The following is a 22297-nucleotide window of genomic DNA, read 5'->3' as shown; positions in this document are numbered from 1 at the left end:
CTGCAATGTTTTGCAGGCTTCGCTGGGAATCTTGCCAACCGGGGCGGGGGGCGAAGTACAGTTCGGTCGCGTGAGAGCACTGCGCCGGTTCACCGTCCGCGCCAGTCTGCCGGAGCCGTTGGCGGCTCTCGGGCGGCTGGCGACCAACCTCCGCTGGGTCTGGCACCAGCCGACCCAGGACCTCTTCGCCTCGGTGGACGCCCAGGCGTTTGAACGCCTCGACGGCGACCCGTTGCGGCTGCTCGCCGAGGTCCCGCCGGAGCGGCTCCATGAGCTCGCCGCCGACGAGGGCTTCCTCGTGCGGACCGCGGCCATCGCCGACGACCTGGACCGCTACCTCGACTCCGGGCGCTGGTACCAGCGCCGCCAGGAGGAGGCCGAGGGCATGCCGTCCTCGATCGCCTACTTCTCGATGGAGTTCGGAGTCACCGAGGCGCTGCCCAACTACTCCGGCGGCCTCGGCGTCCTCGCGGGCGACCACCTCAAGGCGGCCTCCGACCTCGGCGTCCCGCTGATCGGCGTCGGCCTGCTCTACCGCTCCGGGTACTTCCGCCAGTCGCTGTCGCACGACGGCTGGCAGATCGAGCACTACCCGGTGCTCGACCCGCGCGCGTTGCCGCTGGAGCCGCTCACCGAGCCCTCCGGCGCGCCGATCCTGGTGCACGTGGCCATGCCGGACGACCGCGTGCTGCGCGCCCGCGTGTGGAAGGCGCAGGTCGGCCGCGTCCCGCTGCTGCTGCTGGACTCCGACGTCGAAGAGAACGACGAGGACCTGCGCGGCGTCACCGACCGGCTCTACGGCGGCGACCAGAACCACCGCATCCGGCAGGAGATCCTGGCCGGTATCGGCGGCGTCCGCGCCGTGCGCGTGTTCTGCGAGCTGACCGGTCACGCGCAGCCGGACATCTTCCACACCAACGAGGGCCACGCGGGCTTCCTCGGCCTCGAACGCATCCGCGAGTACGTGGCCTCGGGCGAGCTGGACTTCGACCAGTCGCTCTCGACCGTCCGCGCGGGCACCGTGTTCACCACGCACACCCCCGTCCCCGCGGGCATCGACCGCTTCCCGGTCGACCTCGTGCGCCACTACTTCGGCGCGGGCGGAGACGGTCTGCTCCCGGGCGTTCCGGTCGACCGTGTGATCGCGCTCGGTGCCGAGGAGAACCCGGGTCTGTTCAACATGGCGCACATGGGCCTGCGCCTCGGACAGCGTGCGAACGGCGTCTCGCAGCTGCACGGTCGCGTCAGCCGCGAGATGTTCAGCAGCCTGTGGCAGGACTTCGACGTCACCGAGGTCCCCATCGGCTCGGTCACCAACGGCGTGCACGGTCCGACCTGGGCGGCCACCGAGATCAGCAAGCTGCTCGGCGAGTCCGACCCGGACCTGGTCGACAAGGGCGTCGGCATCCACGGCTTCGAGCCGGTCACCGACGAGCGCCTCTGGGAGCTGCGCGGAGAACTGCGCGGTCGCCTCGTCCAGGAGATCCGCCGCAGGCTGCGCGCGTCCTGGGTGCAGCGCGGAGCCTCCAACCTGGAGCTGGGCTGGACCGACTCGGTCTTCGACCCGACCGTGCTGACCATCGGCTTCGCCCGGCGCGTTCCCACGTACAAGCGGCTCACGCTGATGCTGCGCGACCCGGAGCGGCTGCGCGCGCTGCTGCTGGACCCGGAGCGCCCGGTGCAGCTGGTGGTCGCGGGCAAGTCGCACCCGGCCGACGACGGCGGCAAGGCGCTGATCCAGCAGATCGTGCGCTTCGCGGACGACCCCGAGGTGCGGCACCGCATCGTCTTCCTGCCGGACTACGGCATGTCGATGGCGAAGTACCTGTACTGGGGCTGCGACGTCTGGCTGAACAACCCGCTGCGGCCGTTGGAGGCGTGCGGCACCTCCGGCATGAAGTCCGCGCTCAACGGCGGCCTGAACCTGTCCATCAAGGACGGCTGGTGGGACGAGTTCTTCGACGGCGACAACGGCTGGGCGATCCCCACCGCTGACGGCGTCGTCGACCCGAACCGCCGGGACGACCTGGAGGCGACGGCGCTCTACGAGCTGATCAGCAGCAAGGTCGCGCCGATGTTCTACGACCGGGGCGAGGGCGGTGTTCCGGCCCGGTGGATGGGCAAGGTGCGGCACACGCTGGCCTCGCTCGGCCCGCAGGTGCAGGCCTCGCGCATGGTCAAGGAGTACGTCGAGACGCTCTACACCCCGGCGGCCCGGTCGGCCACCGCGGTCGGGGAGTACGCCTACAACGGCGCGAAGGAGCTGGCTTCCTACCGCGCCCGCCTCGACGCCGCGTGGTCCGCCGTGCGCGTCACGGAGACCACGTTCTCCGTCAACGGGAACAGCGCGGCCCCGCTGCTCGGTTCCAAGGCGTCGGTCACCGCGCGCGTGGACCTCGGCGGCCTCGACCGCACGGAGATCGAGGTGCAGGCGGTCATCGGCCGGGTCGACGACGCGAACGAACTGCGCGACGTGGTCTCGGTGCCGATGGCCCTGGTCTCGCCGGGCGAGTACAGCGCTGAGGTGGAGCTGCCGTACGCCGGTCCGACCGGCTACACGGTCCGCGTCCTGCCGAAGCACGAACTGCTCGCGTCACCGGTAGAGCTCGGCAAGGTCGTTCTCGCGACCTGATGCCGTGACGACGGTGGGCGGCCCCTGGTGGCGGGGGCCGCCCACTACGTCATTTCCGGGTCACTTCGGCGCCTGCGTGAACAATCCGTCCGCGCCGATCCTGCCGGTGGAGTCCTTCACCACCACGCGCAGTTCCACGCGTGCGCCTGATGACGCACCGGGCAGCTTGCTGAGGTCTGTGTAGACCCGGTACGGCCCAGCGTCGTCGGTGCCGAGGACCGTCCAGTTCGCTTGCCCCGCAATGCGTGCCGCGAACGTCGCCTGTGCGCGCGAGCCCCCTGGGACCTCTGCGAGCAACCCCGTGCGTCCGTCCTTCGCTGGTGCCGTGAGGGACAGCTGGGGCTTCGGAGCCGACTGTGCGTCGGGAACGGGCTTGTCGCTGCGGAGCACCGAAACCGCCAACGGCGGCACTGTCACCTTCACGGTGCGGTTGGCTCCGCTAGTCGGACCGGTGCCTCTAACCGGGAAGTCCTGCCGGAAAGTGAAGTCTGACGCAGACACCGCGATATCCACCGTGCGCGCTTCTGTCGCCGAGTTCGCAGTGACCAGGTACTCGTGCCCTGTCACCGGGTCGATGCGGCTGTAGGCCACTACGTCCGCGTCGGCGTGGCGCATGATTTGGTTGCCGCGCTTCCACACCGCGTTCGCCGCCGTATAAGCGCTCAGCGAGCTCAGCTGTCGGTACAGCGGGTGTGTGGTGTCGAAGTTGTCCCGTGCCGGAGTGCTGGCCGTGCCCACCTGTGTCTGGCCCAAGTGCTCCGCGACCTTGGTGGGGAACATGTCCTGCCGTGCGTCCGCGTCGCCGCCGGTGCCCGCGAAGCCCTGTTCGTCGCCGTAGTAGACGACCGGGTTTCCGCGCCACAGGTACAAAAGCGCGTTGCCGAGCCGCAGTCGGTCCAGCAGCTCTTGAGCGCCGATTCCGGGACGGTCGCGCTGAAGCATCCACGCGAGCCTGCCGGTGTCGTGATTACTCAGGAAGGTGTTGAGCGAGTAAGCGTTCGAATCGGCATCGGTGTACAGATCGTCGGCGTCCAGCGCCTGTGCGAGCAGCGAGGCGCCCTTGCCCGCGAGGAACTGCGACGCCGCCCCCTGGAACGGGAAGTCCAGCACGGACTGCATCCGCCCGGCGGTGGTGTAGTGCGAGGTGTGCGTCGGGTCGCCGGTCAGGTCCTCGCCGAAGATGAAGAAGTCGTGCTTGCCGCGCGCGTTCGCGTGGGCCTTCACCGTCGGCGCGAACGCCTGCCAGAACTCGGTGTTCACGTGCTTGACGGTGTCCACCCGGTACCCGTCGATGTCCATCGAGTCGATCCAGTCGGTGTAGATCCGGCGCATGCCGTCCACGACCCTGGGGTGCTCGGTCATCAGGTCGTCGAGCCCGAAGAAATCGGCGAACAGGATCTGCTCCCCGGCGAACTCCAAGGCGTCACCGCGGTTGTGGTAAAGCGTGCGGTCGTTGAGCCATTCCGGTTTCTTCCGCTGCGCCGAGGCTTCGTCGTGGAACTTCGGCACATAGGGGAACGATTTCTCGACGGAGAGTTTCGGGAAGTCCTGCCGTCCCGCCATCGCGGTGATGTCGAACGGCCTTCCGTTGGCGTCGCGATAGGGAGCCTCGGCCAGTGTGCGGTAGGGGTGGTCACCGTCGAAACCGATGACGTCGGCGGTGTAGTGCGCGGTGATGTCGAAGAAGACTTTGATTCCGCGTGCGTGCGCTCGGTCGATCAGGGCCCGCATCTCCTGTTTGGTGCCGAAATGCGGGTCGAAATCGGTGAAGTCGGTGATCGCGTACCCGTGGTAGGCCGCGAAGGCGTTGCCCCCCACCCGCGTCGACCACCCACCTGTTGCGGAACGGCGGGTTGATCCACAGCGCTTCGACGCCGAGACCGGCCAGGTAGTCGAGCTTCCCGCTGAGCCCGGCGAGGTCGCCGCCGTGGAAGAACTGCTTGTCAGCCGGGTCGAACCCGTGCTGGAGCCGATCGCCCGCGTCCAGCCCGCCCCGGTCGTTGCGGGGGTCGCCGTTGGCGAAGCGGTCGATCATCGCCATGTAGAACGGCACGCCGGACAGGTCGTTCCGCAGCGGGTCGCGGGCCAGTCCGGCGTCGTTCGCGCGCGTCGTGACCGGTGCCGGAGTCGCGGCGACCAGGGCCGCGACGGCGGCGAGACCGCATAGAATGCGAATGCGGCGCACATTTCCTCCTGCGTGCAAATCATTCGATTGCGCGCAGGTTAGTGCTCGATCAGGGGATTGCTGGAGTTCCTCCTGGCTTGGTAGGAAGCCCTGCCGCCTGCCACCCGCGGAAACCGCCGACGAGATCAGTTGCACTGTTCAACCCGACCCGGCGCAGATCGCGCGCGGCGAGGCTGGAGGAATAGCCCTCGTTGCACACGACGACCACCACTGAATCAGGCCGGATCTCGGGAATGCGGTGTGATCCGGCCGGGTCCAACCGCCATTCCAGGTGAATGCGCTCGATCGGCAGCGCACCCGGGATCTCGCCTTCCTCCGCCCGGTAGGAGTGCGGGCGGATGTCGACGATCAGCGCGCCGTCCTGCTGCGCCGCGAAGGCCTGCTCCGGCTCCAGCCGGTCGATCTCCGCGCGCGCCTCGTCCAGGAACTTGTCGATGCTCATGCTCTCGGAGCCTCCGTGTACGCCTCAAGGCTGGGGTACTCGTTGGTCGGCAGTAGGGGCGGCGAGTACGCGTGCACGGTCGCGGCGTTCTGCACGCCCGTGTTGCGGACCTGGTGCGCCCGCCCCGGGCCGAAGCCGACACCCGTGCCGAGCTTGCGCGTGGCACCCCGGACCGGGCCGGTCGGATAGCGGTAGTCCTCGCGCAGCTCGCCCCGGTACACGGTGAACGAGCCGGAGGCGCCGCCGTGGTCGTGCGGTTCGGTGCCCTGGCCCGGCATCCAGGAGAGCAGCCACAGCTCCACCTCGTCGGTCAGCGCCAGGCGTGCCCACCAGCGCTGCTCCGGCACGTACTGGAGGACGCCCGCGAGCTGGTCCTCGAACACCGACGCCACGTTCTTGGTCAGCCCGAGCAGCTCGCTGGCCGTCCACAGCGGACGGCGCGGGGCGATGAAGTCCCGCAGCAGGGGGAGGTCGAGCGCCGGGTGGATCTCCGGCGCGGACAGCGAAACGGTCATGCGTGCGCTCCTGGTTCAGGAAGTGGGGAGGGAGAACCGGAACGCGGCGCGGCGCGCGGGATCAGCGCAGAGTTCGAGGCGCGATCCCGCGAAAGGATCTTCGGGTGGGGTCCGTGATCACATGCCACGCCGCGCGCACGTACACGCACAGCTGGTCAACCGGGCCTGGTCCAGCGGCAGGTTGTTCCACAGCAGCGAGCGGATCACAGCGAGATGCTCCCACAGCGCGACCCGCGCCGACCAGCGGTTCCGCATCCTGGACAAGGACTCTGATGTGGCTCTTTGCGCCCTTGGCAATGTGTCGCGAGACCTGATGAACATCCGCCCAGAACGCTCCATTGGCGGGAATCTGTCAGCGCGCTCGGCTGGCGCATGCGCATCGTCGTGGACTTCGCCGACGACGCGGAGCAGGAGTTGGAGCTGCCGCCGAACCTGGCGGTGATCGCATGAGAACGGCGGGCCGGAGCACAGTGACTCCGACCCGCCCTTGTGAATCAGGTGCTACTGGTAGGTGTACAGGTCCAATATGGCGCCGAGCGGGCTCGGGTGGCAGGCGGCGCCGACGTCGGAACCGCAGATGCCTGCCGCGACGCTCCCGCACTCCTCCGGTGAGTCCGCCGATGATCGCCAAGAATCGGTTCACCTCACGGGAGAAACCGCTTGGATCAGAAGCTCCGGACGTACAGGTCGTACATGTCCCTCATGGAGTTGTAGGGGCACTTGGCATCGCCGTCGCTGCCGCGGAACCGGTCCGCGTCGGACTCGCACTCGGTCCAGGTCCAGTACGAGCCGTAGTACTTCCAGTCGCCCGCGTGCGCGGTTCCGGTGGCGCCGGTGAGCATGATGCCGACGGCGGCGATGACGGCGGTGAGCCCGCCGATGATCTTGGTGGTCATGCCTTCACGATTGCGCGGATCGGGCGGTTGCCAAGAGGCGTTTCACTCCAAAGTGAATCATCTTGGTGTGACCTCACGCCTTGACCTTGAGCACCAGGAAGGTGCGCGCGGGCACGGTCAGCGAACTCCCCGAGGTCAGCGGGCTCACGTCCTCGGGAACGCCGTCGTCGGTGCTGGTGTCGAGGACCGGCTCGTAGCAGCGCCCGTACTCGTCGGAGGGCATGTTGATCCGCGCGGGCTCGGCGCCGGAGTGCAGGACGAGCAGCCACGAGTGGTCCTCCAGCGGCTCGCCGAGGCGGGATCGCCCGCGACAGTCCTCGCCGTCGATCCACATCATCAGCGTTCGCCGCGAGTCGTCGAACCAGTCGGTCTCGGTCATCTCCCGCCCGTCGGCGTGCAGCCACACCAGGTCGGGAACGCCGCTGGGGGTCTCGCGGCCGTCGAAGAACTCGGCTTGGCGCAGCGCGGGGCACTCGGCGCGCAGGGCGACCACGCGCCTGGCGAAGGTCAGCATCGCCTCGGACGCCCCGGTCGGCGCCCAGTCCACCCACGACGTCTCGTTGTCCTGGCAGTAGGCGTTGTTGTTGCCGCCCTGCGTCCGCCACATCTCGTCGCCCGCGGTGATCATGGGCGTTCCGGTGGACAGCACGAGCGTGGCGAACAGGTTGCGGGCCTGCCGCGCGCGCAGCTCCAGCACTGAGGCGTCGTCCGTCGTACCCTCCTCGCCGCAGTTCCACGAGCGGTTGTCGTCGGTGCCGTCGCGGCCGTCCTCGCCGTTGGCCTCGTTGTGCTTGTGGTTGTAGGACACCAGGTCGCGCAGGGTGAAGCCGTCGTGCGCGGTGACGAAGTTGATCGACTGCCACGGACGGCGCCCGCTGAGGTCGTAGAGGTCGGAGGAGCCCGAGAGCCGGTACGCCAGCTCGGCGACGCCGGTCGACGAGCGCCAGAAGTCGCGCACGGTATCGCGGTAGCGCCCGTTCCACTCCGCCCACTGCACGCCGAAGTCGCCGACGCGGTAGCCCTCGCCGGTGGCGTCCCACGGCTCGGAGATGAGCTTGCGCTGGGCGAGCACCGGATCGGTGGTGATCGCGGTCAGCAGGCCCGCGTTGCGGTCGAAGCCACCGCCGCCGGGCCGACCGAGCACGCTGGCCAGGTCGAACCGGAAACCGTCCACTCCCAGTTCGCTCGCCCAGTAGCGCAACGAGTCGGTGACCAGGCGCACCACGGTCGGCGAACCCGCGTCGAGGGTGTTGCCGCAGCCAGTGAGGTCGAAGCCGCCGCCGTTGGCGGAGTGCAGGTAGTAGGCGGGCGCGTCCAAGCCGCGGAAGCTGAGTGTCGGACCGCCGAGGCCGCCCTCGCACGTGTGGTTGAACACGACGTCCAACAGCACCTCGATGCCCGCTGCGTGCAGCGCGGCGACCATGGTGCGGAACTCCTCGACCTCGCGACCGGGCTCGCTGGCGTACGCGGCGTGCGGTGCGAGGAAACCGAGCGTGGAGTAGCCCCAGTAGTTGTTCCTGCCCTGCGCGGTCAGACCGGGCTCGTCGACGAACGAGTGCACGGGCAGCAGTTCGACAGCTGTCACACCCAACCGCTGTAGGTGCTCGATGACCGCTGGGTGCGCCATGCCGAGATAGGTGCCGCGTTGGTGCTCCGGCACCTCGGGGTGCAACTTCGTGAAGCCCTTGACGTGGACTTCGTAGATGACGGTCTCTTCCCACGGCACGTTTGGCGCGGTCCCGGTGTCGGCCCCACCGGGCGCGGTAACCCGCGAGAGCGGCACGCTGCCGAGCGAGTCCACGGCGGACGGAGTCCAGTCCATGTGCTCACCGACGTAACCGAGCGCCGCATCGACATCGGTCAGCGTTCCGGAGATACGGCGCGCGTACGGGTCGACGAGCAGCTTCGCCGGATTGCAGCGCAGACCACGCGTCGGGTCGTAGGGACCGTGCACGCGGAAGCCGTAGAGCTGGCCATCGGTCACGCCAGGCACCAAACCGTGCCAAACGCCGAATGTGCGCTCTGTCAGCTCCACGCGCCGCTCGGTCAGATCGTCCTCGATGAGGCAGACCTCGACGGCGTCGGCGATGGAGGACGCCACGGCGAACCGGACGCCACCACCCTCGGGGTGGGCCCCGAGCGGGAACGGGCGACCGGCCAGGACGGGGTGCTCGTGCTCGGCTGTCACGCACAAGATGATCCACGATCCGGAGCTGATCAAGGGGCGGTGGCGGGCCCGGATCGAGGGATCGCAAGAATGGGTCCCGTGACCGAGCGCGCAGCGATGCAGTCCACCGCGGGCGACGGGGTGGACGTGACCGACCTAGTGGTGCGCATGGACGGCGTCGGCGTCCGAAGGGCCCGCACCTCCCTGCTCCGAAAGGTCGACTGGCGCGTCGAGCTGGACGAACGCTGGGTGGTGCTCGGCCCCAACGGCGCGGGCAAGACCACGCTGCTGAAGCTGGCGGGCGCCGAGATGCACCCCTCCACCGGCCAGGTCAACGTGCTCGGCGAGAAGATCGGCCGCACCGACGTCTTCGAGCTCCGGCCGAGGATCGGGTTCTGCTCGGCCGCGCTCGCCGCGCGTGTCCCCGGTGAGGAGCAGGTGCGCGACCTCGTGGTCAGCGCCGGCTACGCGGTGCTCGGCCGCTGGCGCGAGCAGTACGACTCGATGGACACCGACCGGGCGGACGAGCTGCTCAAGGCCATGGGCATCGCGCACCTCGGCGACCGGACCTTCGGCACGCTGTCCGAGGGCGAGCGCAAGCGCACGCTGATCGCACGCGCGCTGATGACCGACCCCGAGCTGCTGCTGATGGACGAGCCCGCGGCGGGCCTGGACCTCGGCGGTCGCGAGGACCTGGTCATGCGGCTGTCCGCGCTGGCCATGGACCCCGACGCGCCCGCGATGGTGCTGGTGACCCACCACGTGGAGGAGATCCCGCCCGGGTTCACCCACGCCATGCTGCTGCGCGAGGGCGGCGTCGTGGCGCAGGGGCTGCTCACCGACGTGCTGACCGAGCACAACCTGGCGCAGACCTTCGGCCAGGACCTGGCGTTGCAGCGCTCGGGTGATCGGTACTTCGCCTGGCGTCGAGCGTGATCCCTACCGTTCGGTAGCCTGCGACGGACGGGCCCGGAACCCGGGACCGCGAGCAGCGAGGAGGGTCTTGGCGTGGGCGAGTTCGTCAGGCTTGAGGTCGACGGCGCGATCGGCACCATCCGGCTGGACCGTCCGCCGATGAACGCCTTGAACCAGCAGCTGCACCTGGAGATCAGGGCCGCCGCGCAGGAGGCGGCCGAGCGCGCCGACATCCGCGCGGTGATCGTCTACGGCGGCGAGAAGGTCTTCGCGGCCGGCGCGGACATCAAGGAGATGGCCGACCTCTCCTACGGCGAGATGCTGGACTGGGGCGGCAGCCTGTCCACCTCGCTGAGCGCGGTCGCGGCCATCCCCAAGCCCACCGTCGCCGCGATCACCGGCTACGCGCTCGGCGGCGGCTACGAGCTGGCGCTGACCTGCGACCGCCGCATCGGCGGCGACAACGCCAAGGTCGGCCAGCCGGAGACGTTGCTCGGCGTGATCCCCGGCGCGGGCGGCACGCAGCGCCTCGCGCGGTTGATCGGCCCGGCCAAGGCCAAGGACGTGATCTTCACCGGCCGCTTCGTGAAGGCGGAGGAGGCCCTGCGCATCGGCATGCTGGACGAGGTCGTCGCGCCGGACGAGGTCTACCTGGCCGCGCGCCGCTGGGCCGAGCAGTTCGCCAGCGGCCCGGCCCGCGCGCTCGCCGCGGCCAAGGCGGCGGTGGACATCGGCCTCGACGGCGACCTGAACACCGGCCTGCGCCTGGAGACCCAGCTGTTCGCGGCGCTGTTCGCGACGGAGGACCAGAAGGCGGGCATGCGCTCCTTCATCGAGAACGGCCCTGGGAAGGCGACCTTCAGTGGCAAGTAGTGATCCGAAGCCCAATCCGCACGCGACTGCGGAGGAGGTGGAGGCGGCCTGGAAGGACCCGAAGCTGGCCAACGTCCTCTACCACGACTGGGAGGCGGGCACCTACGACGAGAAGTGGTCGATCTCCTACGACGAGCGCTGCATCACCTACGCGACAGGGCGCTTCCGCGCGGTCGCCGGTGAGCGGGACTGGCCGTACGAGCACGCGCTCGAACTGGGCTGCGGCACCGGGTTCTTCCTGCTGAACCTGATGCAGGGCGGCGTGATCAAGCGCGGTTCGGTCACCGACCTCTCGCCCGGCATGGTCGAGGTCGCGGTGCGCAACGCCCAGTCGCTCGGGCTCGACGTGGACGGGCGGGTCGCCGACGCGGAGACGCTGCCCTACGACGACGACACCTTCGACCTCGTGGTTGGGCACGCGGTGCTGCACCACATCCCGGACATCCCCTCGGCCATGAAGGAGATCCTGCGGGTGCTCAAGCCCGGCGGGCGCTTCGTGTTCGCGGGCGAGCCGACGAAGGTGGGCGACTTCTACGCGCGCAAGCTCGGCCAGCTCACGTGGTGGGCGACGACCAACCTGACCAAGCTGCCGCCGCTGAACGGCTGGCGCAGGCCGCAGGAGGAGCTGGACGAGTCCTCGCGCGCGGCAGCCCTGGAAGCCGTGGTGGACCTGCACACCTTCGACCCGGACGAGCTGGAGCGCACCGCTCGGGCGGCCGGGGCGACGGAGGTGCGCGCGGTGACCGAGGAGCTGGCGGCGGCGCTGTTCGGCTGGCCGGTGCGGACCTTCGAGGCCGCGGTCCCGCGCGAGAAGCTCGGCTTCGGCTGGGGGATGTTCGCCTACCGCGCGTGGCAGCGGCTGACCTGGCTCGACGAGAACGTGCTGGCGAAGGTCGTACCGCGCAACGTCTTCTACAACGTGCTCATCACGGGGAACAAGCCGGTCTAGTGGGTTACGGGTTCACGGTCGAGGACGTGGAGTTCCTCCGGTCCTCGACGGGGGGAGAAGCGTTGCGGGCGGCGGCGGAACTGCCGCTCACGCCCGCCTCGCGGCTGCGTGACGTGGCGTCGGCGCGGCGGATCGCGGGGGAGCGGTTCGCCGCGGCGGTGCTGGAGACCGCCGTGCTCCGGCGGCGCGCGGTGTCCAAATTGGACGGTGCGGCGTCGTGGTTGCTGACCGAGGACGCCGCGCAGCAGGCAACGGCCTCGGTCGTGGCCCGGCACCGCGCGGGACGCCTTGAAGGACGCGACGTTCACGACGTGACGTGCTCCGTCGGGGCTGACCTCATCGCGGTCGCGGCGGTCGCGGACCGCTGCGTCGGGTCCGATGTGGACGGTGTCCGGCTCGCGATGGCCCAGCACAACTGCGAGGTGTCCGGCGCGTCCGTCGGTCTGCTGCGGGCTGACGCGCTGCGCCCGGTGAGCCGGGGCACGGTCGTGCTCGCGGACCCCGCTCGGCGTGACGGGACGGGTCGGCGGAAGTGGCGGCCGGAGGACCTGGTGCCGCCGCTCGGTGATCTGATGGCGGCCTACCGCGGCCGGGACATGGCGGTGAAGTGCGCGCCAGGACTGGATTTCGCGGCTGTGCCGTGGGCGGGTGAGGTCGAGGTCGTCTCACTGGCCGGGCAGGTGCGCGAGGCGTGCGTGTGGGTCGGCGCCCCCGCGACCTTCGGCGTGAGCAGACGCGCGACCGTGCTCGGCCCGGAAGGTCCACTGTGGACCGTCACGGACGCCGAGTCCGACGCGTGCCCGACGCGCGAGGTCGGCGAGTGGATCATCGACCCGGACGGCGCCGTGGTGCGGGCCGGCCTCGTGCGGCACTACGGCGCGCGGCACGGGCTCGGCCAGCTCGATCCGCGCATCGCCTACCTCACCGGGGACGCCCCGCCCCGCGGTGTTCGCGCGTTCCGCGTGCTGGAGCACGGCAAGTACAACGAGAAGACCCTGCGCGCGCTGCTGCGCGAACGCGGGATCGGGCGGCTGGAGATCCTGGTGCGGGGCTTGGACATCGACCCCGACGCGCTGCGCAGGCAGTTGAAGATCAGCGGCCCCGAGGAGGCGACCGTCGTGCTGACCCGCGTCGGCGACACGCCCACCGCGTACCTGTGCCGCGCCGAGCGGGTGTGAGCTTTTCCTAACCGGACCGTCCGGGAGGAACACGCCAAGCCGGTCGTATCGGGTTGAGCGCTCGCGCTCTCCGGCCTAGTTTCCCCGCATGGTCAGTCGCACCGCCGCCCTCGTGATCGCAGCTGGGCTCCTCGTCGGTACCGTCGCACTCTCCACTTCGGACGGTGCGGACGCCGCGGGCAAGCCCAAGGAGCCCGCCAACATCGGCCAGGTCAAGAACGACGTCAAGCAGTACTACGGCGACTACCTCGACCCGGCGGGCAAGCACCACGCGTCCGCGACGAGCGCGTGGGCCAACCAGACCGCCAGTGAGATCAACTCCGCGCGCCGGTGGTTGGAGCGCAGGCTCGCCGAGGGCGTGAAGAACCCGGCGATCGTGCTCGACATCGACGACACCTCCGAGCTGACCTACGGCTTCGAGGCCGAGCGCGACTTCGGCTTCGACCAGGCCGCCTTCGACAAGGCGATCAACGCGGGCGAGTTCCCCGCGATCGAGCCGACGCGCGAGCTGACCCAGTGGGCGAGCAAGCGCGGCGTGCACGTCTACTTCCTCACCGGCCGCAAGGAGAACGTCCGCGAGGGAACGGTGAACTCCTTGCGCAAGAACGGTTTCCCCGAGCCCAAGGCGCTGTTCCTCAAGCCGCTCGACAAGCCGCTCCCGTGGCTGGCGTGCGGGCTGAGCTGCAACACCGTGCAGTACAAGTCCGGCACGCGCGCGCACCTGGAGAGCCAGGGCGAGACCGTGCTGCTCAGCGTCGGCGACCAGTACAGCGATCTTGAGGGCGGGCACGCCGAGCGCACGGTGAAGCTGCCCAACCCCATGTACCACCTGCCGTAGCGCTGCTGCGACCGCTCGGCCCTGGCAGCATGGGGCCGTGCCGACGCCGGGGAACGACCTGCGCGCCATGCACCAGGAGGTGAGCAGGCCGGACGGTCTGCGCCTGCTGGTGCGATGGCTCGCGCACGGCCTCGACGCGTCGGTCGCCCTGCTCGACGCGTCCGGCTCCGCGCTGCACGCGTTCCCCGCCGCACCTCCGTCGCACGACGCTCGGGATGAGGCCGCGCGCGTGCTCTCCGGGCAGAGCCGGTCCGCGACGGCAGAGACACCCGAACACGTGGTGCGCGCGCTCTTGGTCGACGAGCACCCCGGTCCGGTTCTGGTGGTTGAGCAGGTGAAGGGCGCCGGATTTGTCGCGGCACCGAACGAGCTGATCGCCGACGCGGTCCGATTGTTGCGGCTGAGGTGGCGGTTGGACCGCGCGGAGAAGCGCCTTCGCGACGTGGAGCTGGCGGAAACCCTTGCCAGGGAAGCGGTTCTGCACCTGTTGATGATCGGTGACCTCGGTGCCGCCCGGCGGGTCGCAGGCGCGCTCCGGCCCGAGCTGACCGATCTGCTGCGGGTGTACGTCATCGAGTGCGCGGTCAACGCGCGGACCGAGATCGCCGCCCTGTGCGACGCGGCGTGCCTCGGCCGCGCGTGGATCATCCACTGCCCGGTCTACACACGGCACCTCATCCTGCTCGCACCCGCCGCGCGGAACGATCCCGTTGAGTCGGCACTGCGTGCTGTCGCGCGCGAGGACATCCGCGTGGGCGCGAGCGACGTCGTCGACCTGCGCGGTACCGGAACCGGCTATGAGCAGGCGTTCCACGCGCTCGCCGTCGCCCGCCACGGCGAGGAACCCTTCGCGGAGTTCAGCGCGCGCACCGAACTCGCCGCGCTGCTCGGGCACGCGGGCCGTGCCTGGGCCAGGCAGGTGCTTCGCCCGCTCGCCGACTTCGTGCCGGAGCGACCGCAGGACCCGGACAGCCACGAACTGCTGGCCACTCTGCGGTCGTGGCTGGACTTCCACGGCGGTGCCGCTCGGCAGTTGAAGATCCACCGCAACACGCTCGCCGCGCGCGTCCGGCACGTGGGGTCCGTGCTCGGGCTCGATCTCGACCCGCTCGACACGCGGGCGGAGCTGCACCTGGCACTCCGCCTGCACGCGCCGGGCTCGGACTCAGCGGCGGATCTCGCTGATGTCCTTGGCACGTCGGCGGTTCGGCACTGGGCGGCGAAAGTGATCGACCCGTTGCCGGAGTCCCTCCTGGACACTCTGCGCGCGTGGTCGGCCGCCGACGCGCGCCTGGAAGGTGCCGCGTCCGCACTTGGTGTGTCGGTGACAGGTGTCCGGAAACGGCTCATCCGCATCGAGCAGCTGTTGGGGCGCTCGCTGCTGTCCGGTCCCTCCGCGCGCTACGACCTCGTCCTAGCGCTACGCGTGCACGACGCGACCTGACACAGCAGTTCTGCACCCTGCCGCGCACTCGCTGTGCAAATCGAGCCTATCGGCGCCTGATCTGCGCTTTTACCGTCTGCGGCACACCAGCCGACGAGGAGCCAGCATGTCGCCCCACTTCGATCCACCGCTCGCAGCTCCCGAGCGCACCAGGCCCCCGCATCCGCATGACGAGCGCCGCGACTGGCGCACCCCGTCCAGGCTCCCCCTCCCCGTCCCACTCCCCGTTTTTCCCGTTTCGTACTCATAGCGGGCTTCGGGAACGCACTTTCCCGCTATGAGTACGAAACGGGGGTTCGGGGGTCGCGGCCCCACCTCCCGCCGCGGCTCCCTGTGCCTGGTGCACGGGTCGCGTTGCGCTGCCGCCACAGCGCGACCCGTGTGCCTGGCGGCTCCGCGCAGGCCGGAGCGTCAGGAGCGGTCGAGGAGACGGTTGAGGACAGTGGCGCGCACGGCGTCGAGGTCGGCGTCGACCGCCACGTCGATGCGGCGGCCAGGCGCGTTGAGCCTGCGGTCGGCGATGGTCGCACCCCGCGCCGGGCCGAGGTCGCACAGCACGTCCACCGGCAACGGAGTGGTGCGCAGCGTGCCCGGCACCACCGCTTCGAGCACGGCGAGCGCGTCGTGCAGCGCCACACGGTCCTCGCCGTAGAACTCCAGGTAGCGGTTGCGGTAGTGCTCCACGACCTTGGCGAGCGTCGTGGCCGCGACACCGCCCGAGGCCAGCTCGGCCAGCCACGGCCCGTCCACCGCGCACCGCAGCGTGAGGTCCAGCGGGACGAGGGTGACCGGCACGTCCTCCTCGACCAGCACCCGGCGCGCCGCCTCGGGGTCGCTCCAGATGTTGAACTCCGAGGTGGCCGTGGTGTTGCCGCCCGCGAACGCGCCGCCCATCACCACCACCCGAGCGATCCGGGGCTTGAGCTCGGGGAAGGACGCCAGCAGCAGCGCGACGTTGGTCAGCGGCCCGATCGCGGCGATCGTCACCGGCCGCTCCGCCGCGCGCAGCACCCTGGCCAGCTGCTCCACCGCGCCGACCGGCTCCACCGACCGCGCGGCCTCCGGGAGCAGGCCGGACTGCCCGCCGAGCCCGTCGCCGCCGTGCCACTCCTCCGCGCGGTGCAGCAGCGCGTGCACCAGCGGGCGGTCCGCCCCGGCCGCCACCGGCACGTCCTCGCGGCCGACCAGTCGCAGCACGCGCAGCGCGTTGGCCGAGGTGATCTCCGGCCCCACGTTGCCGAACACCGTGGTCACCGCGAGCAGGTCCACCTCGGGGCTGTTCGCGGCCAGCAGCAGCGCGACGGCGTCGTCGATACCCGGGTCGGTGTCGATGACGAGCGGGGTCCGGTCGGCGGGAGGCATGCTCATGCCGCATATCCTGCCCGCTGACAGCGCGAGGATCGAACCTGAATGCGGGGGACCAGCGGATGACCAGCATGTGGGGCGCACCGTTGCGGGCCAGGTGGGACCTCGGCCAACGGCGGGACCCCCAGCAGGCCAGGTTCCTCACCCTGGCCTCGTTGCGCTGGGTGATCCGCAACAAGGCGTGGACGCCGTGGTACCTCGTCCGCTACTGGCGGCTGCTGCGCTTCCGGCTGGCCAACCCGCACATCGTGTTGCGCGGCATGGTCTTCCTCGGTCGCGATGTGGAGATCCACTGCAAGCCCGGTTACGGCCGGATGGAGATCGGCCGCTGGGTGCACATCGGCGACGGCAACGCGATCCGCTGCCACGAGGGCTCGCTGCGCATCGGTGACAAGGCCGTCTTCGGCAGGCAGAACACCGTCAACTGCTACCTCGACATCGAGCTGGGCGCGGCCACCCTGGTCGCCGACTGGGTCTACATCTGCGACTTCGACCACGTCACCGCGGACATCACCAGGCCCATCAAGGACCAGGGCATCGTGAAGTCCCCCGTGCGCATCGGCCCGGACACCTGGCTGGGCACCAAGGTCACGGTCCTGCGCGGCACCCGCGTCGGCCGGGGCTGCGTGCTCGGCGCGCACGCGGTGGTGCGCGGAGACATCCCGGACTACGGGATCGCGGTCGGTGCCCCCGCCAGGGTCGTGCGCAACCGCGTCGCCGACTACGAGGCCGACGCCGAGCGCAGGGCCGCCGTCGCGGACATGTCCCGCAAGGCCGACGAAGCCGCGCAAAGGGCTCTAGACAACTCCTGACCTGGGTTTCCCCTCGGTCACGCCCGTGTTGCGGACGGGTGCACGCCCCTCCCTCAGCGCTCCACAGCGGACATACCGTCGCCTCCTCCGTCATCGGCCGATGGCGGTGCCACGTCGGGGACGAGTCGTCGGAGCACGTCATGCGCACTTCCGAACCCGGTGCCATACGCACCACCTTCCTGTTGCTGCCGCTCGCACTGGCCCTCGGCGCCTGCGGTGCCGCGCCGAGCGCGGGCCCGGCGCCGACGACCACCACGACCTCCGCGCTGTTCACGACGGTGCCGAGCACAACGGTTCCGACGACCACGACCACCACCACGGAGATCACGACGACGGTGCCGCCCGCACCGCCGGCGCCCCCTGCTCCGCCCGCACCGCCGGCGCCGAAGCCGGCGACCACCAAGCCCAAGGTCGTCACCACCACCAAGCCGAAGCCCGCCCCGCAGCCGGGCACCGATCCGCGGTTCGGGACCTGCAAGGAGGCCAAGTCCAAGGGCTACGGCCCGTACCGCAAGGGGATCGACGTCGAGTACGGCTGGTACCGCGACGCCGACTCGGACGGCATCGTCTGCGAGTGAACGGCACGCACCCGCACGTGACCGTCCACAGTGGACAGGCTGCGATCAGCGCGCGCTCATCGGTCGGCCGTGACGCGGTCAGGAACGACCGGTCTGCGTCGCGAGCGCACTTCTCCGGGTTCGTGGGTTAGGTGCCGACGCCACTGTCCACAGTGGACGCGGCGGGGGTGGAGGACAGGCGGCGGCCCGGGACGTCCGGGTCGCAGCCGACCTTCACGAGGCGGGCGCGGATGGACGAGCGGGAGCGGCCGAAGAGCTCGGACAGCTCGCCGATCACCACGGTGCCCGCGGTCGGGTCCACGCCGTCGGCCAGCCAGTGCTCCCGCAGCCGTGCGTCCTGCTCGGTGGACCACGGGGCGTTGGCGTTGGTCGCCGTCCGCGCGCCGCGTTTTCGGTTCTTGCGCGGATCGTGCAGGCGGGACAACGCCTCCATCACCTCGGACAGCAGCTGCCCGCAGGGGGCGAGCCCGTGCGCGGGGAGCACCAGCTCGCCCGTGGCGACGGAGTCGCCGTCGAGGTCGGTTCCGGACAGTTCGATCGCGACGTGCTCGCCGTCGCCGATCCTGGCGCGGACCGCGAAGGTGCAGTCACCGGTGTGCACGTCGCCTTGGTAATCCAGTGAAATAGCCATGCCGTCGACGGTAGGCACACCGCCGACGCCCCCAGCGCCACCGAAGCCGGAGCCCGGACCTCAGTGTCGCCCGAAAGCGTTACCTGAAGCGATTTTCGGCCGACCCAGCTCCTTCTCGGGTCCCCTGCGAGCGGCCGCGTACACGTCAGCGGTCCCAGAAGCGATCTTCGCCCAATCGAAATCGCTGCTCAACCGGGCCTTCGCGGCCTTGGCCCGCCGCCGCGCGGCAGCCGGATCGTCGAGCACGGCTCGCACAGCGGCGGCCAGAACGTCGACATCACCGGGCGGGAACGACAATCCGGTCACACCATCGAGTACAACCTCACCCAAGCCCCCAGCAGTCGACGCGACGAGCGGAGCCCCGGCAGCCGCGGCCTCCAGAGCGACGATGCCGAAGGGCTCGTACCGGCTGGGCAGCACCACCGCGTCAGCGGCGGCCAGGGACGCGGCGAGGTCCCGGTCGGAGAGGTGGCCGACGAACTCCACCGAGCGCAGCACGCGGTGCTTGCGCGCCTGCTCGACGAGCCAGTCCGACCCGGTCCCCTTGCCCGCGATCACCGCGCGCGTGCCCGGGTGGCTGCGCCTGATCCTGGGCAGCGCGGCGAGCAGGTCGTGCACGCCCTTCTCCCACTCCAGCCGCCCGAAGAACAGCAGGAACGGGGCGCCGTCGGGGGAGAAGCGCCGCTTCGCCGCCTCGATGTCGGAGGGCCGGACGCGCCAGCTCCTCGGCTCGATCCCGTTGTGCAGCACGGTGACCGCGTCCGGGTCGATGTCGAACAGCGCCGCGGCCTCGTCGCGCATCGCGGCGGAGCAGGTGATCACCGAGTCCGCGCTTGTGGCCAGCCACCACTCCACGGAATGGATCTGCTGGTTGAGCGGCTGGGAGAGCCAGCCGTTGTAGCGGCCGGCCTCGGTCGCGTGCACCGTGGCGATCAGCGGCGCTCCCGCGACCTCGGCCAGCGTCACCGCCGCGTGCGTGACGAGCCAGTCGTGCGCGTGCACGACCTCCGGCCGCCACTGCGCGAGCAGGCGCAGGCCCGCCCTCGTCATGGCGTGCCCGATGCCCAGGGTCCACGCGACCAGGTCCTGCTCGAAGCTCAGGTGCGGCGGGTCCTCGGCCACCCTGATCAGGCGCACACCGTCAGCGACCTGGTCAGAGGTGGGATGGGTCTCCGCGTCGGTGCCGAAGGGCTGGCGGCACAGCACGACCACCTCGTGGCCCTGCGCGGCGAGCTGCCTTGCCAGCGCGTGGACGTGTCTGCCCAGCCCACCAACCACCACGGGCGGGTATTCCCAGGACAACATCAGTACGCGCATGTTCAGACATCCTGACAGGTCGGCGCGGCGCTCCCGCGCGGTGGCGCATGCGGTTCTCTAATGTGCGTCGACCCAGCGCACGGAGGTACCGTCCGCGTAACACCACTACTGGGAGGCCGCCGCCATGTGGTTCTACGTTCTGCTCGGGATTGTCGTCGTGGGTCTGCTCGTCGCCGCGTTTCTCGACCGGAAGGCCAAGAAGACCCGTGGTGAGCTGAAGCCCAGCAACCCCGACCTCGAAGGCCACCGCGCGAAGATCGAGCCCGGTTTCGTGCGTCCGGAATCGTCCATGATCGTGCCAGCTTCGGACTCCTAGAGCGTTCTGGCATCGAGATGGCCGAAGAGGCCGTCCTGCTGTCGTAGGCGGGCGGCCAACTCTTCGGCCTTCAGTGCGTCTCCGTAGCCGATGAGCCGCGCGAGCTCGTCGAAGCGCTCGGTGTGCACGTGCGCGCGATGGCGTGCGTAGTCGGCTGCGGAGTCCTTGGTGACCATGAAGGCCCAGTCGCTCGACAACGCGAGCAGCGCTTCACGTACGAGCTGGTCCTGAGCAGCGCTGCGGGTGGTTCCAGGCGCGACGGTCGCCAGGAGCTTCTTCTGGAGTTCAGCGCCGGAGGACACGAGGTCGGCCACCTTCTCGCCGTCCCAGACGCGCCAGTCCTTTCCAGAACCCCAGGAAGACGCGGGCAGGTCCACCGGACCGCTGACGAGCCCCGCCTCCGTGGCGCCGCGCAAAGTCGTCACGTGCACACCGGCCTCCGGCATACCCCGTAAAACGGCCTCAAGCCACGCAGGTCCCTCATGCCACCAGTGGCCGTAAAGCTCGGTGTCGTACGCGGCCACGACGTGCGCTGGTTTGCCGTGCTGGTCGCGCAGTGACTTCAGACGTCGCACTACGACATCGATGAAGTCTTCCGCGTGCTTCTGGACGGTCTGTGCCGCCAACGCGGGGTCGTACGGTTTCTTGTCCTCTGGAGAGACCTGCTTGCCAGTCACCCGCGACGGCTTCAGACCAGAAGGATGGTCGTAGGTGTGGAAGTCCTTATAAGCCGCGTCTCCGGGGTAACCGGCCTTCGGTGACCACACGCGATAAGTGACTTCGAGGTCGCGGCCGAAGCACACGACATCAGAAGAACCCACTGTGCGGCCGAAAGCGGTGTCGCCGTGCAGAGCCGGTCCATCGACCAGGAATCGCTTCACACCCGCTGCGGCGTAACCGTCTTCCATGCCCGGCTCGTAGCCGCATTCAGGAGCCCAAATGCCTTCGGGCGTGTGACCGAGTCGGAGATTGGTGTCCGCCAAGCCCGTGCGTAACGCGAAGGCTCGAATGCGCGGGTCGAGCAACGGCTGGAACGGATGCGTCGCGGGGCCACCGATCAGTTCGATCACGCCGTTGTCGACAAGCGGACGCAGCACCGGAGAGAAGCCGTGGCGCCACCGCGACTCGAACTCCTCAATGGCCTTGGCAGCGCGCTGGTGCTCGTCGGCGGCCAAGGAGCGCAGTAGCGGGTCCGCGGTGCGCCACTGACCCGCGGCGAGCTGCGCGCGCAGTTGCCAGTTTCCGAGCCACAGGTGGAATTCCCGCAAGCAGTACGGGTCGTCGAGTTGTGCGGCCAGGACCGGGGTCACGCCGAGCGTGAGGACGTCGCTGCGCCCTTCCTCGCCGAAACGACGCAGCATGTCCACGATCGGCAGGTACGAGTGCGCCCACGCCTGGTGCAGCCACTCCTCGCCGACCGGCCAGGAACCGTGGTGTGCCAACCACGGCAGGTGGCTGTGCAGGACGAAGCTGAACGATCCGAGCTTCACGGGCGCACCGCCACGGCGACGAGGTCGAGGCTCGCATCGAGGTCATCGTCGCTCAGTACGAAGTCCGACGCGGTGATGGAACCGATGTCTCGCAACAGATCCGGTGGCCACACGCCGTCGCCGAGCACCACGCGCACCTGTGCGTCGATGATCGAGCCCGCATAAGCCGTCTCCAGCGAACGCAGGCGCGGACCGTGGTGCAGGCCGAGCAGCCGCTCCGTCACGAAGCCCGCCTCGGTGAGCAGCGAGTCCAGCTCGGACGGCGCGAGCTCCCTGGTGTGAAAGGGATTCAGGGGTGTGTCGCGACCAGGGGAGAATGTGATCCGGTTCGGCGTGCTGATCAGCAGTCGGCCGCCCGGGCGGAGCACGCGCAGGCACTCGCGCAGGAAGCCGGGCTGGTCCCACAGGTGCTCGATGACCTGGAAGTTGACCACCACGTCCACTGTGGACGAAGCGAGCGGAAGGCTGGCCAGGTTGCCCCGCAGCGCGACGACCTCGGGATACGCCTTCGCCACGTGCCTGGAGGTCAGCTCGTCGTAGTCCAGCGCGACGACGCGATCAGCCACGTCGGCGATGACGCGCGCGCCGTAACCCTCGCCGCAGCCCGCCTCCAGAACGCGCGCGCCCGCGCAATGCTCCAAGAGGGCGAGGTACGCGATCTCGTGCCGTCTGAACCAATAATTCTCTTCGAGTACGCCTGGAACAGTGCGTTCGCCGGTCAGCGGCAGGGGCTCAAGCTCACGCGTCACGCACG

Annotated in this window: 20 protein-coding genes and 1 pseudogene; 10 read left to right on the top strand and 11 right to left on the bottom strand. The window is 69.8% G+C overall.

Annotated features, from left to right (window positions below; translation table 11 throughout):
* Positions 1 to 70 precede the first annotated feature (70 nt).
* On the top strand, positions 71 to 2632 hold the full coding sequence (gene glgP / locus CCN37_RS03810) for an alpha-glucan family phosphorylase (RefSeq protein ID WP_086819222.1): 2562 nt from the start codon (positions 71 to 73) through the stop codon (positions 2630 to 2632).
* A gap of 60 nt (positions 2633 to 2692) precedes the next feature.
* On the opposite strand, the gene CCN37_RS03805 is transcribed toward glgP, so the two are convergent.
* The 6 genes and pseudogenes from CCN37_RS03805 to glgX all read right to left on the bottom strand — a co-directional run bounded on the left by CCN37_RS03805 (position 2693) and on the right by glgX (position 8858).
* Positions 2693 to 4450, bottom strand: coding sequence for an alpha-amylase family glycosyl hydrolase (locus tag CCN37_RS03805; protein ID WP_168200507.1), 1758 nt, complete (start codon positions 4448 to 4450; stop codon positions 2693 to 2695).
* A 61-nt stretch (positions 4451 to 4511) separates the two neighbouring features.
* A pseudogene (locus CCN37_RS42255) lies at positions 4512 to 4667 on the bottom strand (hypothetical protein); the annotation flags it as partial.
* Positions 4668 to 4866: 199 nt separating this feature from the next.
* Entirely contained in the window at positions 4867 to 5259 is a 393-nt protein-coding gene (locus CCN37_RS03800) for a rhodanese-like domain-containing protein (protein WP_086819220.1), read from the bottom strand.
* On the bottom strand, positions 5256 to 5774 hold the full coding sequence (locus tag CCN37_RS03795; RefSeq protein WP_086819219.1) for a cysteine dioxygenase family protein: 519 nt from the start codon (positions 5772 to 5774) through the stop codon (positions 5256 to 5258). The genes CCN37_RS03800 and CCN37_RS03795 overlap by 4 nt, the downstream gene beginning before the upstream one ends.
* Positions 5775 to 6439: 665 nt before the next feature.
* Positions 6440 to 6670 carry a hypothetical protein gene (locus CCN37_RS03790; RefSeq protein WP_086819218.1) on the bottom strand — a complete coding sequence of 77 codons (231 nt, stop codon included), beginning with the start codon at positions 6668 to 6670 and terminating at the stop codon, positions 6440 to 6442.
* A gap of 73 nt (positions 6671 to 6743) precedes the next feature.
* On the bottom strand, positions 6744 to 8858 hold the full coding sequence (gene glgX / locus CCN37_RS03785; RefSeq protein WP_086819317.1) for a glycogen debranching protein GlgX: 2115 nt from the start codon (positions 8856 to 8858) through the stop codon (positions 6744 to 6746).
* A gap of 69 nt (positions 8859 to 8927) precedes the next feature.
* On the opposite strand from glgX, the gene CCN37_RS03780 reads away from it, so the two are divergent.
* The 6 genes from CCN37_RS03780 to CCN37_RS03755 all read left to right on the top strand — a co-directional run bounded on the left by CCN37_RS03780 (position 8928) and on the right by CCN37_RS03755 (position 15034).
* Positions 8928 to 9773, top strand: coding sequence for an ABC transporter ATP-binding protein (locus CCN37_RS03780; RefSeq protein WP_210407862.1), 846 nt, complete (start codon positions 8928 to 8930; stop codon positions 9771 to 9773).
* 72 nt (positions 9774 to 9845) lie between these two features.
* Positions 9846 to 10625, top strand: coding sequence for an enoyl-CoA hydratase/isomerase family protein (locus CCN37_RS03775; RefSeq protein ID WP_086819217.1), 780 nt, complete (start codon positions 9846 to 9848; stop codon positions 10623 to 10625).
* Positions 10615 to 11574 (top strand): class I SAM-dependent methyltransferase, encoded by a 960-nt coding sequence (locus CCN37_RS03770; RefSeq protein WP_086819216.1) that lies wholly within the window; start codon positions 10615 to 10617, stop codon positions 11572 to 11574. The genes CCN37_RS03775 and CCN37_RS03770 overlap by 11 nt, the downstream gene beginning before the upstream one ends.
* On the top strand, positions 11574 to 12752 hold the full coding sequence (locus tag CCN37_RS03765; RefSeq protein WP_086819215.1) for a class I SAM-dependent methyltransferase: 1179 nt from the start codon (positions 11574 to 11576) through the stop codon (positions 12750 to 12752). The genes CCN37_RS03770 and CCN37_RS03765 overlap by 1 nt, the downstream gene beginning before the upstream one ends.
* An 88-nt stretch (positions 12753 to 12840) precedes the next feature.
* The gene (locus CCN37_RS03760; RefSeq protein ID WP_086819214.1) at positions 12841 to 13590 is read left to right on the top strand and encodes an HAD family acid phosphatase; all 750 of its coding nucleotides are present in this window, start codon (positions 12841 to 12843) and stop codon (positions 13588 to 13590) included.
* A gap of 37 nt (positions 13591 to 13627) precedes the next feature.
* The gene (locus tag CCN37_RS03755; protein ID WP_246842801.1) at positions 13628 to 15034 is read left to right on the top strand and encodes a PucR family transcriptional regulator; all 1407 of its coding nucleotides are present in this window, start codon (positions 13628 to 13630) and stop codon (positions 15032 to 15034) included.
* Between the two features lie 411 nt (positions 15035 to 15445).
* Here the strand turns inward: CCN37_RS03755 and CCN37_RS03750 are convergent, their stop codons facing one another.
* Positions 15446 to 16402 (bottom strand): nucleoside hydrolase, encoded by a 957-nt coding sequence (locus CCN37_RS03750; RefSeq protein ID WP_371503587.1) that lies wholly within the window; start codon positions 16400 to 16402, stop codon positions 15446 to 15448.
* Positions 16403 to 16461: 59 nt separating this feature from the next.
* Between CCN37_RS03750 and CCN37_RS03745 the strand changes: the two genes are divergently transcribed.
* Positions 16462 to 17211, top strand: a complete 750-nt coding sequence (locus CCN37_RS03745) for an acyltransferase (protein WP_086819212.1) — start codon at positions 16462 to 16464, stop codon at positions 17209 to 17211.
* Positions 17212 to 17351: 140 nt separating this feature from the next.
* Positions 17352 to 17789: an excalibur calcium-binding domain-containing protein gene (locus CCN37_RS03740; RefSeq protein WP_086819211.1), complete on the top strand. Its 438-nt coding sequence runs from the start codon at positions 17352 to 17354 to the stop codon at positions 17787 to 17789.
* A 127-nt stretch (positions 17790 to 17916) separates the two neighbouring features.
* On the opposite strand, the gene CCN37_RS03735 is transcribed toward CCN37_RS03740, so the two are convergent.
* Together CCN37_RS03735 and CCN37_RS03730 are read right to left on the bottom strand one after the other, a co-directional pair.
* Complete coding sequence (locus tag CCN37_RS03735) at positions 17917 to 18420, bottom strand: hypothetical protein (RefSeq protein WP_143261408.1); 504 nt, start codon at positions 18418 to 18420, stop codon at positions 17917 to 17919.
* 60 nt (positions 18421 to 18480) lie between these two features.
* Entirely contained in the window at positions 18481 to 19737 is a 1257-nt protein-coding gene (locus tag CCN37_RS03730; protein WP_086819209.1) for a glycosyltransferase family 4 protein, read from the bottom strand.
* Between the two features lie 124 nt (positions 19738 to 19861).
* On the opposite strand from CCN37_RS03730, the gene CCN37_RS03725 reads away from it, so the two are divergent.
* Positions 19862 to 20053, top strand: a complete 192-nt coding sequence (locus tag CCN37_RS03725) for a hypothetical protein (RefSeq protein WP_086819208.1) — start codon at positions 19862 to 19864, stop codon at positions 20051 to 20053.
* On the opposite strand, the gene CCN37_RS03720 is transcribed toward CCN37_RS03725, so the two are convergent.
* A complete protein-coding gene (locus CCN37_RS03720; protein ID WP_086819207.1) occupies positions 20050 to 21543 on the bottom strand; it encodes a glycoside hydrolase family 57 protein in 1494 nt (497 codons plus the stop codon). The two genes, CCN37_RS03725 and CCN37_RS03720, sit on opposite strands and share 4 nt — an antisense overlap.
* Positions 21540 to 22292: a bifunctional 2-polyprenyl-6-hydroxyphenol methylase/3-demethylubiquinol 3-O-methyltransferase UbiG gene (locus CCN37_RS03715; RefSeq protein ID WP_086819206.1), complete on the bottom strand. Its 753-nt coding sequence runs from the start codon at positions 22290 to 22292 to the stop codon at positions 21540 to 21542. The genes CCN37_RS03720 and CCN37_RS03715 overlap by 4 nt, the downstream gene beginning before the upstream one ends.
* Positions 22293 to 22297: the final 5 nt, after the last annotated feature.

Source organism: Allokutzneria sp. NRRL B-24872 (assembly GCF_002155965.1).
In the GTDB taxonomy this organism is placed as follows: domain Bacteria; phylum Actinomycetota; class Actinomycetes; order Mycobacteriales; family Pseudonocardiaceae; genus Allokutzneria.
The sequence above is the reverse complement of the archived record's forward strand: the minus strand, read 5'-3'. Positions and strand labels throughout refer to the sequence as shown.

What these genes read in the sequence shown, in the direction of transcription:
- CCN37_RS03780 (WP_210407862.1), top strand. Translation starts at nt 8,928, where the DNA reads ATGGGTCCCGTGACCGAGCGCGCAGCGATGCAGTCCACCGCGGGCGAC.
- CCN37_RS03790 (WP_086819218.1), bottom strand. Translation starts at nt 6,670, where the DNA reads ATGACCACCAAGATCATCGGCGGGCTCACCGCCGTCATCGCCGCCGTC.
- CCN37_RS03760 (WP_086819214.1), top strand. Translation starts at nt 12,841, where the DNA reads ATGGTCAGTCGCACCGCCGCCCTCGTGATCGCAGCTGGGCTCCTCGTC.
- CCN37_RS03745 (WP_086819212.1), top strand. Translation starts at nt 16,462, where the DNA reads ATGACCAGCATGTGGGGCGCACCGTTGCGGGCCAGGTGGGACCTCGGC.
- CCN37_RS03725 (WP_086819208.1), top strand. Translation starts at nt 19,862, where the DNA reads ATGTGGTTCTACGTTCTGCTCGGGATTGTCGTCGTGGGTCTGCTCGTC.
- CCN37_RS03730 (WP_086819209.1), bottom strand. Translation starts at nt 19,737, where the DNA reads ATGCGCGTACTGATGTTGTCCTGGGAATACCCGCCCGTGGTGGTTGGT.
- CCN37_RS03795 (WP_086819219.1), bottom strand. Translation starts at nt 5,774, where the DNA reads ATGACCGTTTCGCTGTCCGCGCCGGAGATCCACCCGGCGCTCGACCTC.
- CCN37_RS03750 (WP_371503587.1), bottom strand. Translation starts at nt 16,402, where the DNA reads ATGAGCATGCCTCCCGCCGACCGGACCCCGCTCGTCATCGACACCGAC.
- CCN37_RS03735 (WP_143261408.1), bottom strand. Translation starts at nt 18,420, where the DNA reads ATGGCTATTTCACTGGATTACCAAGGCGACGTGCACACCGGTGACTGC.
- CCN37_RS03740 (WP_086819211.1), top strand. Translation starts at nt 17,352, where the DNA reads ATGCGCACTTCCGAACCCGGTGCCATACGCACCACCTTCCTGTTGCTG.
- CCN37_RS03800 (WP_086819220.1), bottom strand. Translation starts at nt 5,259, where the DNA reads ATGAGCATCGACAAGTTCCTGGACGAGGCGCGCGCGGAGATCGACCGG.